The organism is Roseateles sp. P5_E4 (assembly GCF_054049255.1).
Window position 1 is genome coordinate 69,690 of record NZ_JBFUMS010000006.1, and the last position, 14,994, is coordinate 84,683.

The following is a 14,994-nucleotide window of genomic DNA, read 5'->3' on the forward strand; positions in this document are numbered from 1 at the left end:
GCTCAAGCCGCCACCGCGGACGGCCTGCGCGCCATGCCCTTCCACCGGCACAGCAACAGCACCGCGGCCAGGTCAACCACCACCGCGAAGACGCTCGCCTCCGGTCCGAAGGCGCCGCCGCTGAGCCATTGCGGCCGGTCGAGCAGTTGGGGGTGCAGCCATCCGGCCTGGGCCAGGCCACTCACGTCCAAGCCCAGCACCGAGCCTTGCATCCAGTTCCAGCCGAAGTGGATACCGATGGGCAGGGCGAGGCTGCGGGTGCGCAGCCAGGCCAGGCCGAGCAGCAGGGCGCCCAGCGCGTTGTCCAGCGTCGCCGTCGCGACCGTGATGCCGTCCATGCCTGGGTTGCCCAGGTGGGCGACGGCGAAGAGCGCGGCCATCAGCGCCAGCGCCCAGCGCGCCCCCAGGCCCTCCACCAGGCGCTGCAGCACGAAGCCGCGGAACAGCAGCTCCTCCAGCACGGCCACACACAGGAATACCCAGGCGCCATAAGCCAGCGCCGCGAGGCTGCGCGCCGGGTCCAGCTCGAAGCGCACGCCGCCCGCGAGCAAGATCAACGCCGTGACCGCCGCCATCTGCGCGGCCCCGAAAGCCACGCCCAACAGCAACTGCCGCCCCCACGACCCATCCAGCGCCAGCCCCACGCCCGCCAGACGCTGCCGGCGCAGCCGCATGCAGATCCACGTCACCCCCAGCAGAAACACGACCGGCAGCGGCGACAGCCACGCCTTGGCGACGCCGATCTGCTGCAAGCCGTGAGACACCGGCCGGTACACCCACTGGCTGGCCAGGAAGATGGCCATGAAGAGAAGGATCCACCAGCCGCTGCGCAGGCGGCCCTGATCGTTGCGTAGCAGCTTGTTCAATTGCGCATCCTTGCAGGTCGGAGGGGTGGCGGTGCGCGCAATTCTGTTGAGCACGCTTGAGATCGACAACGGCCAGGCGACGAACCGCAGATCGGCCGGACAGACGACCCGATGGGAGCAACGGCCTGCCGGATCAGTCGACCGACAGCAATCCTGGCATCTCGTCCGGCGGCACCGGCCTGCAGAAGCCAAACCCCTGCATCAGGTCGCAGCCCATTGCGATCAGAGCCGCCTCGTCCGCCGGCAATTCCACGCCTTCGGCCACGACGACCATGCGCATGGCGTGCGCAACGCGCACCATGGATTCGACCAACATGTGGGAGTCGGCATTGCCAGACAGCCCGTGCACGAAGAGGCGGTCGATCTTGAGCTTGCGGCAGCGGATGCGGCGCAGATAGGCCAGCGAGCTGTAGCCCGTGCCGAAGTCGTCGATGGCCAGGTTGTAGCCCAGGCCCTGCAAGGTGAAGACGAAGGAATCCGGCTTGTCGATGTCCTCGAAGCCGGCGCTTTCCGTCAACTCGAATTCGATCTCGTCCGGCCCCAGCTGCAGCGTCTTGAGCTGCTGCAGGAAGCGCTCGCGGTGCTGGGGCTTGCGGCATTGCTCCCAGGACAGGTTGACGGCCACCGGCGGGCAGGCCAGGCCTCGGGCGCGCAGGCCGTCGAGGTCGCGGCGCAACACGGCCAGCAGCGCCAGGCTGAGCTCGACGATCAGGCCCGAGTTCTCTGCCACCGGGATGAATTCGGCCGGCGGCACCCAGCCCCGCTGCGGGTGGTGCCAGCGCGCCAGCGCCTCGAAGCCGTGGATGCGGCGCGCGGCGTCATATTGCGGCTGGTAGGCTAGGCAGAACTGCCCCTGCGCCAGGCCTTCGCGTATATCGTGCTCCAGCGCCAGCCGCAGGCGCAGGGCCTCGCCGATCTGCGGCGTGAAGAGCTGGAAGCTGTCCTTGCCGATCTGCTTGGCATGCCGCAGCGCTGCATCGGCACTGCGCAAGGCCTCGCTCGCATCACGCGCGTGCTCGGGCAACGAGACGCCGCCACTGGAGACATGCAGATGCAGCCAATGGCCGTCGTGCAGCACCGGCTGCGTGAGTTCGGCCTGCAACTGGGCGACATGGCTGCGCAGCGCCTCGTCTTCCAGGCCCGGCACCAGCAGCAGTGCGAATTCGTCGGCGGACAGGCGGGCAATCTGGTCGCCGGGCCGGCGCAGCAGCCTGAGCCGCTGGCCAATGGCCTGCAGCACGGCGTCGCCGGCGGCGTGGCGATGCTGATCGTTGATCCGCTTGAAATCGTCGAGGTCCAGGATCAGCAAGGTGGTGCGGCCGTGCTGGTGCAGCACACGCTCCAGCAGCCCGCGCAGGTGCTCACGGTTGGGCAGGTCGGTCAGTGCGTCGAAGCGCGCGAGATAGCGAGTGCGGCGCTCGACCTCCTTGATCTGCACCCGCAGCCGTTTGGACAGCCACCAGGCCAACCCGGCGGTGGCCAGCAGGGTGCCCATGGTGGCGGCGAGGAACTGGCCCACGTCCATCCACATCGGCAGGCGGCTGGCCTCCACGACCAGCATGCCGACGCGCCGGCCGTCGGCCATGACCGGCACCTGCACGCTCGCCGTGCCGGCGGCCTCGTGCAACCAGGTGACCTCGGCCGCGGTGCGCGAGAACTGCGTGAAGACGGCACCATCGCCCTTCAGCAGGCGGGCATGCACGATGGACGGGCTCTGCTGCAGGGCAGCCAGGCTTTCGCCGGCATCGCTGCGGCTGTCGAAGACCAGCGCCGCCGAGACCGTCTGCGCGACGATGTCGGCCTGGGTGCGCAGGTCCTCGAGCTGGCGGTCATGCAATCGCCAGTACTGCAGCACGCTGAGCAGCAGTGCGAAGACCAGCAAGGCGGCCAGCGCGACCACGAGTTCGCGCAGGCGATCGAAGGCATCGGCAAATTGCGGCTTCACGGCGATGTCGTCTGGTGGCGAACGTAGCGGGCCAGGCGCAGCAGCTTGGTGCTGATGGCCAGGCCGACGCGGCGCGCGGCGTCGAGGTCCACGTCGAAGACGATGCGGCCGTCTTCAATCTGCAGGTTGATCATGGCACCCTGCTCCAGCATCACCGCCACATCCGATATGACGAGCACCGGCAGGTCGGCCAACACCGGGCGCAGCGCCGGCTGCGGCGTGGGCAGGTAGAGCAGATGGCAGCCGGCGAGCTGGTCGGCGCGGGCCTGATGGCGCACATCGACGGTGAGGTGCCGGATCGGTCGACCCGCCAGGGACTGAAGCGCGCTGTTCATGCGGCCCTCGCCGACGGTGCACAGCTGCAGCGGCCGCCCCGCCAGCTCGCGGTCGGCGGGCCAGGTGACGAACATCAGCAGGCGGTAGACGACCTCGGCTTTCAAGGTTTCCGGGCTGGCGCTCTGCGCCGCGGCCGGCTGGGCCGACAGCAGGCCGAGCAGGATCGCGCAGCCGGCACGCCAGCCCGCCCATCCCTTCACCGCTGCTCGACTGCCGCGCATGGCCAGGCTCAGAGCGTGAAGCGCCAGTCCAGGCGCCAGGCGCGCCGGGGCTGAGGAATGGCGCTCAGCGACGTGTCGGGGGTCGACGGGTCGAAAATGCGGCGGTCCAGCGCGTTGCTCAGGTGCAGGGCCAGGCTCTGGCGCGGATCGACGTGATAGCGCAGATGGGCGTTGACGAGGGCGCTGGTCGGCACCTCGACGCGGCCGCTGCGACGGCCGAGCAGGTTCCACTCCGTGCCAAGCTGCCAGCGCTGCCACACCGGTGAGACGAGGTCGCCCTTGAACATCCACGAGGGCGAATTGCTCAGGCGCTGGCCGGCGTCGTCGCGGCCGTCCATCCAGGACGCACTGATGTGCCAGAGCCAGCCGTCCGTCGCGCGCCTTTCGACGCCAACGTCCACGCCCCGCAACCTGACGCTGCCGACATTGCGGTACTGCACCACCGCCTCGCTCTCGCTGCCGACGGGCTGCTGCTCGATCAAGCGGTTCATGCGCGTGTAGTAGGCGTTGGCGCTGAGCGCATGGCCGCTGTGGAGCACGTACTCCCAGGCAGCTTCGACGGAGTTGAGGCGCTCGGGCTTCAGGTCGTTGCTGCGCAGCTGGGAAACCCCGCCGTCGTCGTAGAAGCGCTCGTACAGATTGGGCGTGCGAAAGGACTGCGCCCACATCAGCTTGAAGGACTCCCGCTCGTCGGGCCGCAGCGCCAGCACGGCGCGCGGCGACATGGCTGGCGCGAAGCCTCTCACATGGTCCAGGCGCAGGCCGGTGGTCAGCTGCAGCACCGATGAAAGCCGCCACTGGTCTTGCGCGTAGACGCCCGCGGCGTCCTGGGTGACGTGCGAATCCAGGCGCAGCGCATAGGGGTCGACGTCGTAGTTGCGCTGCAGGCCCTGGGGCGAGGTGCGCAGCTCGGCGCCGAACATCAGCTGATGGTTGAGCAGGCCTCGCCAAAGCATGCGCGCCTCCAGCGTCGTCCATTGGGCGCGAGCCTCGTCCTTGTTGACGAGTTGAGGCGCCGGCCCGAAGACATAGCGGCCACGGAATTCATAGCCCGCCACACTGAGCCGCGCCGAGCGGCGTACATCGCCCTGCCAGCCTTCGTCGTAGCTGAGCTCGCCCAGCACCAGGCTGTCGGTGTAGTGGGTGCCGGGCACACCGGGCTCGGTGCCGTAGGGTGCGGTCGGGGCATCCTTGTCGCGGCGCACCGCGTTCAACGCGACCCGCCAGGGGCCGTTGCGGTATTTGGCCAGCAGCGCCACCTGCCGCTCGCCATCAAGACCGCGCACCCAGCCATCGGCCGTGCCGAGTTCGGGCAGGAAGAGGTCCTCGCCGGCGGTGCGCTGCAGGTTGAGGCCGATGAACAAATCACTGTCCGCCGCGGCAGCACCGTAATGCATCTCGGCGCGGCGCGTGCCGTTCTCGCCCACACTGCCCTGGGCCGTCAGGCCCGGCGCGTCAGCGCCATTCAGCGTCACGACGTTGACGACGCCCAGCAGCGCATTGCTGCCGTAGATCGAGGAGCCGGGGCCGTGGACGAGCTCCACCCGCTTGACCCATTCGGCGACGATGGGCAGCTCCAGCTGCGGCAGCCCCTGGTCAAAGATCGCGTCATTGACGCGCTGGCCATCGATGGCCATCAGCAGGCGGGCGCTGTAGTCGCCCGGCCGGTTGAAGCCGCGCAGCCCCAGGGCGCTGTAGGTGCGCGAGTTGCTGAGGTAGACGCCCGGCAGGCGGGCCAGCTGGTCACCCACGGTCTGGTGGCCAAGGGCATCGGACACACCCCGCTCCAGCACGCTGACCGATGCCGGCGCGTCCATCAGGCTCTGGGCATAGCGGGACGGACCCTGCACTTCCCGTTTCAGAAGCGCTTCGAGCGCCTGGTCGTCCGAGGCATCGGCGGCGGCTGGAGCGGCTTGAGCCGCTGGAGTCAGGGCCAGCGTGGACAACCACGCCAGCGCAATTAGGCGGCTTTTCACAAGGGCGGTCGCCGGCAGACGTCGGCGGCGATGGGAAACGGTGCCGAAAGCTTAGCTTTGGCCCCGTCCGCAGTCGCTGTCACATTTCACAACAACGCCGGTTGCGAGCCGGTCCGCGACTCAATTCACGGTTTGCCGGTGTAACGGGTATGGAAACGTCGCCCCTGCGCGTCCATGGCCTGCAGCCACAGCTCCGATGTGACGCTGCCCACCGGCGTGTACGCCGTGCTCAGCGTCGCCGCCGTCTTGGGCGGCAGCGGCACGCTCGTGTCCAGCACCGTGGGCGCTCCGCCGGCGGTCGGCGTGAAGACGCGCTTGATCTCGATGAGGCGCAGGTCGGGGTTGGCAGCGGCCCAGGCGGCCCAGTTGATCACCAGGCTGCCGCTCTGCAGCGAGGCAGCGGACACCGGGCTGGCTGCAGACACGCTGTCAACACTCGGGAAGCGCGTGGCAGCCGGCTCGCCGAGCACGTCGGCGCGCAGCCAGGCGTTGCGCGTCTCGGCCACGCCGGAAATCGTGTAGCTGGCGATGAACTTGGCACCACGCACGCTGTCCGCGCTGCCGATCCAGCCGACCGCCGAACGCTGGATGGCGATGTCGCCCACGCCGCCCGTCGGGATCAGGTTGGTGGCGCCCGGCGTGGACGACACGCACAGCAGGAGCCGGTTGCAATAGCCGAAGGGAATGCTGAAGCCGCCGGGTAGCTGCACCGTGGCCGAGCTGAGCAGCTGCGTGGCCGGAATGCCGGGCACGGGATCGGCCGTCTGCGCCTGGACCTCAACCTGCAGGCCGATGCCCGGGTTGGGCACCACGGCACCGCTGGCCGTGCCATCGGCATTCAGCGCCAGGAAGCCCAGCGGATACACACCGACGGCCAGCTTCTTGCCGTTGCCGATCAGGTTCCATTTGTTGGTCGTCGTGGCCGACTTGTTGTAGCTGACCGCGTCGCTGAAAAGGTCGACGACTGCACCGGTGGAATCGCTGATGACGGCGCCCACCAGCACCTTGGCGCAGTTGCCGGCGGTCGGTGCATCGTCGGCGCAGCCCAGCAGCTGGAAGCGGCCAAACTGGCGGTTGCCCGTCGTATAGGTCGACAGGATGCCGGCGATGTCGGCCTTGCTGCGGCCGTTGTGCTTGTCGTAGCCGGTGACGAGGACGGAGTTCAGCAGCGTGCTGACGTCGCGCCCCTGGGCGATGAGCTGGTTCAGCGCCGCGCCGAGGTCGTCCAGGCCAGACAAGGTGCTGAGCAGCGTCGTCGCGCTGGTCGCGGCCTTCAGCGTGGAGGTGATGGCGGTGGCCGGCGTACCGCTGGCCTTGAGCAGCTCGGTCTGCGCCGTGGGCAGCTCGACGACGACTTCGGCCGTCGGTGCGGCGAGGAATTTGTTGCCGATCTGCAGCACCGGCACGTTGAGCTTGGAGCGTGCGAGGTCGATGCGCACGCTCTCGATGAGCAGGTCGTGAGCACCCTTGTTGGCGGCAAAGGTCGAATCCGCCAGCAGGTCCAGAGCCGCGGCGTCGGTGATCTTCAGGTCGCTGACCTGGGTCTTGACCAGGGTCTTCAGGAAGGTGCCGGCAGCGGGTGCGGCGCTGGCCATCTGGCTGAGCTGGCTGGCGCTGGTGGCAGCAGCCGTAAACACCGGGGCGGGTTCGGTGCCGAGGGCCAGCGCAACAACGGCATTGGTCAGCGGCGTCACATGGCCGACCATGGCGGCGCTGATGGTTGGCACGGTGGAATGCAGGACCTGCATGGTGCCGGCAGCATCCATGCCGCGCGCCTGGATGAGCAGGGGCGCGGCGGGGCTGGTGGTGCTCAGCGTCAGGCTGTAACTGCCGTCGGCGCCATGGGTGGTGGCCGTGCCAACCGCCTTGCCCTGTCCGTCGACGACGCTGATCTGCGCATTGACGAGGGGCGCGCCCGTGGCGGCAACGCCGCGCAACGTGGGCGGCTTGTCCAGCACAGGCGTGTCCGAACCGCCACCGCCGCCTCCGCAGGAGGCGAGCAGCAGGGTCAGGGCAAAAGCAGCAAGGCGGTACAGCATGGCGCGGGCGTGAATCTGGGCTTGGGCCAGTGTGCCGCGCCAGCCCACCGGGTGGTGGGCCGTTAAAGGGCCGAAATCAGCGGCTGATCTGCACCCAGGCCAGCTCCAGCCAGTTGTCGGGCCGGTGGATGGCCGTGACATTCGCACGCGCCGCCCACGGCACCACCTGGTGGTGCAACGGGATGATGTTGACCTGCTCGCGCAGCTCGGCCAGCGCGCCGCGGATCTGCTGCTCGCGCTTCCTGGCGTCCGGCTCGACGCTCGATTGAGCCGCTAGCGCGTCCGCCTTGTCGTTGCGGAAGCCGCCGAAGTTGTAGTTGCCCACACCCTTGTCGCCGCGCGTGCGGTACAGCGGCGTCAGGATGCTCTCGGCATCCGTCACCGAGCCGCCCCAGCCGTACATATAGAGGCTGGTGTCGTACTTTTCCAGCTTGGGGAAATAGATGACGCGGGGCATGGCATTGACCTTGACCTTGATCTTCAGCTGGGCCCACATCGAGGCCAGGGCCGTGCAGATCTCCTCGTCGTTGATGTAGCGGTTGTTGGGGCAGTCCAGCGTCACCTCGAAGCCGTCGACAACGCCCGCGTCGGCCATCAGCTTCTTCGCGCCGGCTAGGTCGTGCGGCAGGCGGGCCTGCAGGGCCGGGTCGTCGAAGGAGGCGATGCCGGACGGGGTCAGCGCGCCGGTGGGTACCGACAGGCCGCTCATCAGCTTGGTCCTGAGCGCGTCGATGTCGATGGCCTGGTACAGCGCCCGGCGCACGCGCACGTCCTTGAAGGGGTTCTTGTCACCGGGGACGTTGCCATAGAGCAGCTTGTCGCGCGACTGATCCATGCCGATGAAGACGAGGCGGTTTTCCGGCCCCTCGATGACCTTGACGCCAGCGGTGTTGCGCAGGCGCGCAATGTCGCGCGGCGCGGGGTCGAGCACGAAATCGACTTCGCCCGACACCAGCGCGGCCAGACGGGTCGCGTCGGTCGCGATGGGCGTGTAGACGACCTCCTGGACGTTCCCTTCAAACTTGTTCCACCAGTTCGGGTTGCGCTTGAGCACGGTCTTGATGCCGGGCTGGCGGCTGGCCAGCATGAAGGGGCCAGTGCCGTTGGTGTTCAGCGCCGTGAAGCTCTCTTCCTTGTTCTTGAAGTCCAGCGGCTTGGTGGCCTTGTGTGCCTCGCACCACTTGCGGCTCATGATCCACAGCTGGTCGATGTGCTGCAGGAAGATGGGGTTGAAGGTGGTCAGCTGGAAGTCCACCGTCAGCTCGTCGACCTTTTTGGCCGTGCCAACGGCATTGGCCCAGACGGCGATCTGCGAGGTGGGCTCCTTGGCGCGCTGTACCGAGAAGACGACGTCATCCGCCGTCAGCGGCGTGCCGTCATGGAACTTGACGCCGGGGCGCAGCTTGAAGCGCCAGGCGAGCGGCCCGGTCTGCTTCCATTCCGTGGCCAGGCCCGGCACCAGGCTCAGCTTGGCATCGCGATTCGTCAGCCGCTCGTAGATCTGGCCGTTGACCATGTTGGTCAGGCTCTCGTTCTGCGAGTCCGGGTCCATGGTCTGCGGGTCGCCCTGGCTGGCCCAACGCAGCGTCTGCGCGGACACACCGCAGGTCCATGCCAAAAGAGCTACACCCAGCCATCGCTTCATTGCCATCTCCCAACTGCAGGGCTGGCAGTTTAGGAGGCCGTCAAAGCCCCTTCGTTACCGTTTGGCGTTCGGGTTCCAGAGCTCGTCCAGGTGGGTGAAATTCCAGTCCTCGGGCGGCTCGCGGCCGGCGATGCGGTCGGTGGACGTGGCCAGGTCGATGACTTGCAACGGGATGGGCATGCTCGACTTGGTCGAGTAGAAGACCTTGACGCGCGGCGCGACCAGTGAAGTGGCGTTCTGCTCGACAACCACCGCCAGGCGACCCGACTGCAGGCGCACCAGGGTGCCGGTCGGGTAGATGCCGACGCTCTTCACGAAGGCCTGGAAGACGCTCGGGTCAAACTGCCCCTTCCACTGTGACATGCGCTGCAGCGAGCCGGCCGGGTCCCAGGCGTTCTTGTAGGGCCGGGTCGAGGTGATGGCGTCGTAGACATCGCAGACCGCGCCCATGCGCGCCAGCAGGCTGATCTGGTCGCCGGCCAGCTTGTGCGGGTAACCGCTGCCGTCCATCTTCTCGTGGTGGTGCAGGCAGACGTCCAGGGCGGAAGCCGGCACCTTGGCGCCGTCCTTGAGCAGGTCGAAGCCGCGCTCGGGGTGGCCGCGCATGACGTCGAATTCGGCGTCGGTCAGCGCACCGGGCTTGTTCAGCACCTCCATGGGCATCTGCATCTTGCCGACGTCGTGCAGCAGCCCGGCCAGGCCAGCTTCACGCACTTCGGCATCGGACAGCCCCATCTGCCGGCCCAGAGACACCATCAGGCCGCAGACGGCGACCGAGTGCATATAGGTGTAGGTGTCCTTGTCCTTGAGCCGCGCGAGGCTGAGGAAGGCCGACGGGTTGCGCGCCAGCGAGGACGTGACCTCGTCGACGATGGGCAGGCAGACCTCGGTGTCGATGGCCTTGCCCAGCCGCGCCTCGTTGAACAGCGCCATGACGGCCACCTTGGCCCGGCCCAGCACCTGGGTGGCGCGGTCGAGCTCGGACTCCATGCTGACGCGCGGCTGAGGGGCGGCTGTGGCGGGCGGCGTGGGCGGGGAAGCGACGGTCACGGCGGCGATTGGCGCAGGCGCAGCCACATCCCCGCCCTTGCTGACGTCGATCCAGACGGCCGACACGCCGCTGGCCTGCAGGGCGGCAAGGTCGGCGGCATCGGTCAGCACGAACTTGGTCTTCCAGAACGGATGAGAGAGCCAGGCCCCCTCCATCGCCTGGAGATACATGCCCAGCCTCACGTCGGAGGTCGAGATCTTCTTCAACATGACAGCGTCGTCTATGCGCACCAGTATCCGTGCGTGACGCAGGCAAGGCCTTGCAACGATCGTGCAGCCCTGCACGCTTTTGCCGCGGGCAACAAAAAGCCGCCTTGAAGGCGGCTCGGTCGGGCGGCGGTCGCGCCGGATCAGCGGAACTTGCCCTGCGGCACGGTGGCCAGTTCGGTCGGCAGCGTGCTGATGTAGCTGGCGATGGCCTTCAGTTCGGCGTTGCTGAACTGCTTGACCTGGCCGGCCATGACGCCGTTGCTGCGGCCCACCCCGGGGTTCTTCTCGGTCTTGTAGGACTTCAGCGCGACGGTCAGGTAGTCGGCGTGCTGGCCAGCCAGCTTGGGGTAGCTCGGGTCGATGGGCTTGCTGAAGTTGGCGCCGTGGCAGGACACGCAAGCGCCCTTGGTCAGCAGCTCGGCCACATTGGCAGGCGCGGCCGGAATGCTGTCGGCCACCGCCGGCAGCTTGGCCTGCTGCTCGTAGAAAGCGGCCACGTCGTTCATGTCCTGCTCGCTCAGCGAACCGGCAATGCCGCGCATCGTCGGGTGCTTGCGGTCGCCCTTGGCATAGGCCTGCAGGGCCGAGACGATGTACTTGGCGTTCTGGCCCGCGATCATCGGCACCTTGTGGATCTCGGGGAAGCTGGCCTGGTAGCCGACGATGCCATGGCAGCCGATACACATCGCGACCTTGGTCTCACCGGCCTTCACGTCCTGGGCCTGGGCTGCGAGGGCAGCAAAGGCGGTGGCCAGGGCGAGCGAGATCTGCAGCAGTTTTTTCATGGTCCCAAGAGGTTCGGGTTGGTGTCGTGTTCCGGAGCGGCGGCGATTATAGGAGGCCTCCTATACTGGTCCGGCCCCTCTTCAGTTCGGGTTTTGCCCCGGTTTTCCCAATGAAATTCCAAGGTTCCGACCAGTACGTCGCCACGGCCGACCTGATGCTCGCGGTCAATGCCGCGGCGACGCTGCAGCGGCCGCTGCTCATCAAGGGCGAGCCCGGCACCGGCAAGACCATGCTGGCCGAGGAAGTGGCCGGCGCTTTAGGCATGCCGCTGCTGCAGTGGCATATCAAGAGCACCACCAAGGCCCAGCAGGGCCTGTACGAGTACGACGCCGTCAGCCGGTTGCGCGACAGCCAGCTCGCCGGCATCGAGGGCAGCGAGCGCGTTCGCAACATCGAGAACTACATCGTCAAAGGCGTGCTGTGGCAGGCCTTCGAGGCCGACGAGCCGGTCGTGCTGCTCATCGACGAGATCGACAAGGCGGACATCGAGTTCCCCAACGATCTGTTGCGCGAGATCGACCGCATGGAGTTCTATGTCTACGAGACCCGGCAACTCATCAAGGCGAAACACCGGCCCCTGGTCTTCATCACGTCCAACAACGAGAAGGAACTGCCCGACGCATTCCTGCGCCGCTGCTTCTTCCACTACATCAAGTTCCCCGACGCCGAGACGATGAAGAAGATCGTCGATGTGCACTTCCCGACCTTGAAGAAGGACCTGCTGGCCGCCGCGCTGAAGAACTTCTACGACGTGCGCAACCTGCCCGGCCTGAAGAAGAAGCCCAGCACATCGGAGCTGATCGACTGGCTCAAGCTGCTGCTGGCCGAAGACATCCCGGTGGACGCGCTGCAAGCCAAGGACGAGAAGGTCAGCATCCCGCCGCTGGTGGGGGCGCTCCTGAAGAACGAGCAGGATCTGACGCTCTTCGAGAAGCTCGTCTTCATGCAGCGCAATAACAGATGATGCAGCCCCCACGCGTGCTTACGCCCGCTGCCCCCCGAGGGGGCGCCCAGCGGCTCCGGACGGCCGAGCGCCGCTGATGGCTCAAGACTTCGACCGCGCGATGCGCGAAGGGCTGGCGGATGCCGTCGGCTTTGTGCTTGGCGCGCTGGCCGGCTGGTGGCTGGGCCGGCAGTTCGGCATCGACTTCATCGCCAGCACCGACTGGAATGCGCAGCAGCTCGTCGGCCTGCTGCTCATCGTCGCCGGCTGCGGCGGCGGCCGCTTACTGGCGCGGCGGCTGATGCTGAAGGACAAGCCATGAAACCCGTCCTGCCCGTGACGCTGGCCGCCGGCCCCATCCACCTCGTGCCGCTGACGCTGGACCATGTGCCCGGCCTGCAGGCCGCGGCCGCGGACGGCGAACTGTGGAACTTGCGCTTCACCAGCGTGCCTGCGCCCGACGAGGCCGTCACTTACGTCGAAGCGGCCCTGGCCGGGCAGGCCGCCGGCCACCGCCTGCCCTTCGCCGTGCTGGATGCCGCCACCGGCGAGGTGCTGGGGTCAACGAGCTATCACGACATCGTGCCGGCCATCGAGCGCGTCGAGATCGGCTACACCTGGTATGCCCAGCGTATGCAGCGCAGCGCCGTCAACACGACCGCCAAGCTGCTGCTGCTGACCCACGCCTTCGAAACCCTGGGCGCCAAGCTCGTGGGCTGGCGCACCGACAACTTCAACCACGCCTCGCAGCGCGCCATCGAGCGCCTGGGCGCCAGGCGCGACGGCGTGATCCGCCACCATGCGCTGCGCCGCGACGGCACGGTGCGCGACACCGTCATGTACAGCCTGACCGTGGGCGAATGGCCCGAGGTCAAGGCGCACCTGAACTGGCAACTGACTCGACAGCGAACATGAAAAGACAATCCAAGGCCTTTGACGTCGATGCACTCTGGGCCCTGGATCGCATCGGCGAACCCAGCCTCAGCCCCGATGGTGCCCAGGCCGCCGCCGGCGTCACGCGCTACTCGATGGAGGCCAATCGCGCGCAGAGCAGCCTGTGGTTGTTCTCGACACTGGGCGGCGAGCCGCGCCGCCTGACCGAAGCGGGCGAGAAGGACGGCAACCCGCAATGGAGCCCGCGTGGCGACCTGATCGCCTTCACCGCCAAGCGCGAACAGGCCGGCGTGAGAGACGAGGAGACGCAGCTTTATGTGATCCCGCCGGACGGCGGCGAGGCGCGCCGCGTCGGCCAAGTGCCCACGGGCGTCGAGTCCTTCAAGTGGTTCCCCGACGGCCGGCGCATCGCCTTCGTGTCCTGGGTCTGGCCCGATCTGAAGGGCGCAGCCCAGGCTGCGCGGCTGCGCGACTTCAAGAGCCGCAAGGAAAGCGCCTACGTCACCGACGAGGCCTTCTACCGCTTCTGGGACCACCACCTGCCGATGGACCGTGTGCCGCACCTGCATGTGATGGATGTCGAGACGGGCAAGGTGCGCGACCTGTTCGAGGGCACGGCCTGGGAGCTGAGCCGCGCCGAGCCGGATGTGAATTGCTTCGACGTGTCGCCCGATGGCCGGCGCATCGCCTTCGCGTTCGACCCCACCGCCGAGAAGAAGCTGGACGGCCGCTTTGCGCTGGCCGAGATCGACGTGAGAACGCGCCAGGGCCAGACGCTGCTGCAGGACGGCGACTGGGACTTCGCCGCGCCGCGCTACAGCCATGGCGGCGCTCACCTCGCCTTCCTGGCCAGCCACCAGGCCCTGGGCCACAACCATCCGAACCAGCTCGCCGTGCTGGACCAGCAGGGCCGCTGGGCCGTCTTCAGCGAGGATTGGGACCATGAGGTCAGCGCACCGCTGCGCTGGGCCGAGGACGACCAGGCGGTGTACTTCGCCGCCGAGGAGCGTGGCCGTCGCCACCTCTGGCAGTTCGCGCTGGGCGACCGCACCGCCGAACGGGTTTTCGAGGGAGGCCATGTCGGCAGCTTCGCGCTGTCGGCCGGCTTCCTCGTCGTCAACCACGACGGCATGCAGTTCCCGCCGCGGCTGTCGGTGCTGGCCGACGATGGCCTGCGCCGCATCGAGTCGCTGAACGACGAGCGCCTCGCGGCCCACAACTTCGGCCGCCACGAGGAGGTCACGATCCAGGGTGCGCGCGGCGACGACGTGCAGATGTGGCTGACCTACCCGCCGGGCTTCGATCCGAAGAAGAAGTGGCCGGTCATGCACGTCATCCACGGCGGCCCGCACACTGCTTTCGGTGACAGCTGGCACTGGCGCTGGAACCACCAGGTGTTCGCCAGCCAGGGCTATGTCGTCGCCTGCGTGAATTACCACGGCTCATCCAGCTTCGGCCACGAGTTCCTGGACAGCATCACTGGCCACTGGGGCGAGTACGAGTTGCAGGATGTCGAGGCCGGCACTGACTGGCTGCTGAAGAAGTCATGGGTCGACCGCAAGCGCGTCGTCGCCGCTGGCGGCAGCTATGGCGGCTACATGGTGGCCTGGATGAACGGCCACGTGAAGGCCGGGCGATACCAGGCCTACGTCTGCCACGCCGGCTGCTACGACTGGCAGGCCATGTACGCCGACGACGCCTACAGCTGGCATCGCAAGGAGCTGGGTGCGGCCTATTGGGATGATCCGGCCCGCGTCGCGGCACAAAGCCCGCATGCCTTTGCCAAGCATTTCAAGACGCCGACCCTCGTCATGCACGGCCAGTTGGACTACCGCGTGCCCGATGCCCAGGGCCTGGCCTACTACAACACACTGAAATCGCTGGGAGTGCCTTCGAGGCTGGTCTGGTTCCCGGACGAGAACCACTGGGTGCTCAAACCGCGCAACAGCCGGCTCTGGTACGGCGAGTTCTTCAACTGGCTGGCCCGCTACACCGCCTAGGACAAGCCCGACGTCCAGCAGGCGGGCGAGACGGTGTCGGCTCTGCATAATCCGCAGAACTTCGATCCCGGCCCTGCTCCATG

Annotated in this window: 12 protein-coding genes; 4 read left to right on the top strand and 8 right to left on the bottom strand. The window is 67.6% G+C overall.

Annotated features, from left to right (window positions below):
• Positions 1 to 2: 2 nt before the first annotated feature.
• From ACXJLH_RS13275 to ACXJLH_RS13310, 8 genes are all read right to left on the bottom strand, one after another.
• A complete protein-coding gene (locus tag ACXJLH_RS13275; protein WP_457444563.1) occupies positions 3 to 866 on the bottom strand; it encodes a CPBP family intramembrane glutamic endopeptidase in 864 nt (287 codons plus the stop codon).
• A gap of 133 nt (positions 867 to 999) precedes the next feature.
• Positions 1,000 to 2,811 (bottom strand): putative bifunctional diguanylate cyclase/phosphodiesterase, encoded by a 1,812-nt coding sequence (locus ACXJLH_RS13280; protein ID WP_457444565.1) that lies wholly within the window; start codon positions 2,809 to 2,811, stop codon positions 1,000 to 1,002.
• Complete coding sequence (locus ACXJLH_RS13285) at positions 2,808 to 3,368, bottom strand: YfiR family protein (protein WP_457444567.1); 561 nt, start codon at positions 3,366 to 3,368, stop codon at positions 2,808 to 2,810. Before ACXJLH_RS13285 ends, ACXJLH_RS13280 begins: the two co-directional genes overlap by 4 nt.
• A gap of 8 nt (positions 3,369 to 3,376) precedes the next feature.
• Positions 3,377 to 5,344, bottom strand: a complete 1,968-nt coding sequence (locus ACXJLH_RS13290; RefSeq protein ID WP_457444568.1) for a TonB-dependent receptor plug domain-containing protein — start codon at positions 5,342 to 5,344, stop codon at positions 3,377 to 3,379.
• 125 nt (positions 5,345 to 5,469) lie between these two features.
• Entirely contained in the window at positions 5,470 to 7,383 is a 1,914-nt protein-coding gene (locus ACXJLH_RS13295; protein WP_457444570.1) for a hypothetical protein, read from the bottom strand.
• Positions 7,384 to 7,459: 76 nt separating this feature from the next.
• Complete coding sequence (locus ACXJLH_RS13300) at positions 7,460 to 9,028, bottom strand: ABC transporter substrate-binding protein (RefSeq protein WP_457444572.1); 1,569 nt, start codon at positions 9,026 to 9,028, stop codon at positions 7,460 to 7,462.
• A 54-nt stretch (positions 9,029 to 9,082) separates the two neighbouring features.
• Positions 9,083 to 10,288 carry an HD-GYP domain-containing protein gene (locus ACXJLH_RS13305; protein WP_457444573.1) on the bottom strand — a complete coding sequence of 402 codons (1,206 nt, stop codon included), beginning with the start codon at positions 10,286 to 10,288 and terminating at the stop codon, positions 9,083 to 9,085.
• Between the two features lie 140 nt (positions 10,289 to 10,428).
• Positions 10,429 to 11,073, bottom strand: coding sequence for a c-type cytochrome (locus ACXJLH_RS13310; protein ID WP_056198843.1), 645 nt, complete (start codon positions 11,071 to 11,073; stop codon positions 10,429 to 10,431).
• 110 nt (positions 11,074 to 11,183) lie between these two features.
• On the opposite strand from ACXJLH_RS13310, the gene ACXJLH_RS13315 reads away from it, so the two are divergent.
• The 4 genes from ACXJLH_RS13315 to ACXJLH_RS13330 all read left to right on the top strand — a co-directional run bounded on the left by ACXJLH_RS13315 (position 11,184) and on the right by ACXJLH_RS13330 (position 14,911).
• Positions 11,184 to 12,038: an AAA family ATPase gene (locus ACXJLH_RS13315; RefSeq protein ID WP_457391716.1), complete on the top strand. Its 855-nt coding sequence runs from the start codon at positions 11,184 to 11,186 to the stop codon at positions 12,036 to 12,038.
• A 76-nt stretch (positions 12,039 to 12,114) separates the two neighbouring features.
• Complete coding sequence (locus ACXJLH_RS13320) at positions 12,115 to 12,339, top strand: hypothetical protein (protein ID WP_457354506.1); 225 nt, start codon at positions 12,115 to 12,117, stop codon at positions 12,337 to 12,339.
• Positions 12,336 to 12,932: a GNAT family N-acetyltransferase gene (locus ACXJLH_RS13325; RefSeq protein ID WP_457444575.1), complete on the top strand. Its 597-nt coding sequence runs from the start codon at positions 12,336 to 12,338 to the stop codon at positions 12,930 to 12,932. Before ACXJLH_RS13320 ends, ACXJLH_RS13325 begins: the two co-directional genes overlap by 4 nt.
• Positions 12,929 to 14,911, top strand: coding sequence for a S9 family peptidase (locus tag ACXJLH_RS13330; RefSeq protein ID WP_457444577.1), 1,983 nt, complete (start codon positions 12,929 to 12,931; stop codon positions 14,909 to 14,911). The genes ACXJLH_RS13325 and ACXJLH_RS13330 overlap by 4 nt, the downstream gene beginning before the upstream one ends.
• The last annotated feature ends 83 nt before the right edge of the window (positions 14,912 to 14,994 follow it).

What these genes read in the sequence shown, in the direction of transcription:
- ACXJLH_RS13285 (WP_457444567.1), bottom strand. Translation starts at nt 3,368, where the DNA reads ATGCGCGGCAGTCGAGCAGCGGTGAAGGGATGGGCGGGCTGGCGTGCC.
- ACXJLH_RS13295 (WP_457444570.1), bottom strand. Translation starts at nt 7,383, where the DNA reads ATGCTGTACCGCCTTGCTGCTTTTGCCCTGACCCTGCTGCTCGCCTCC.
- ACXJLH_RS13300 (WP_457444572.1), bottom strand. Translation starts at nt 9,028, where the DNA reads ATGAAGCGATGGCTGGGTGTAGCTCTTTTGGCATGGACCTGCGGTGTG.
- ACXJLH_RS13305 (WP_457444573.1), bottom strand. Translation starts at nt 10,288, where the DNA reads ATGTTGAAGAAGATCTCGACCTCCGACGTGAGGCTGGGCATGTATCTC.
- ACXJLH_RS13310 (WP_056198843.1), bottom strand. Translation starts at nt 11,073, where the DNA reads ATGAAAAAACTGCTGCAGATCTCGCTCGCCCTGGCCACCGCCTTTGCT.
- ACXJLH_RS13315 (WP_457391716.1), top strand. Translation starts at nt 11,184, where the DNA reads ATGAAATTCCAAGGTTCCGACCAGTACGTCGCCACGGCCGACCTGATG.
- ACXJLH_RS13320 (WP_457354506.1), top strand. Translation starts at nt 12,115, where the DNA reads ATGGCTCAAGACTTCGACCGCGCGATGCGCGAAGGGCTGGCGGATGCC.
- ACXJLH_RS13325 (WP_457444575.1), top strand. Translation starts at nt 12,336, where the DNA reads ATGAAACCCGTCCTGCCCGTGACGCTGGCCGCCGGCCCCATCCACCTC.
- ACXJLH_RS13330 (WP_457444577.1), top strand. Translation starts at nt 12,929, where the DNA reads ATGAAAAGACAATCCAAGGCCTTTGACGTCGATGCACTCTGGGCCCTG.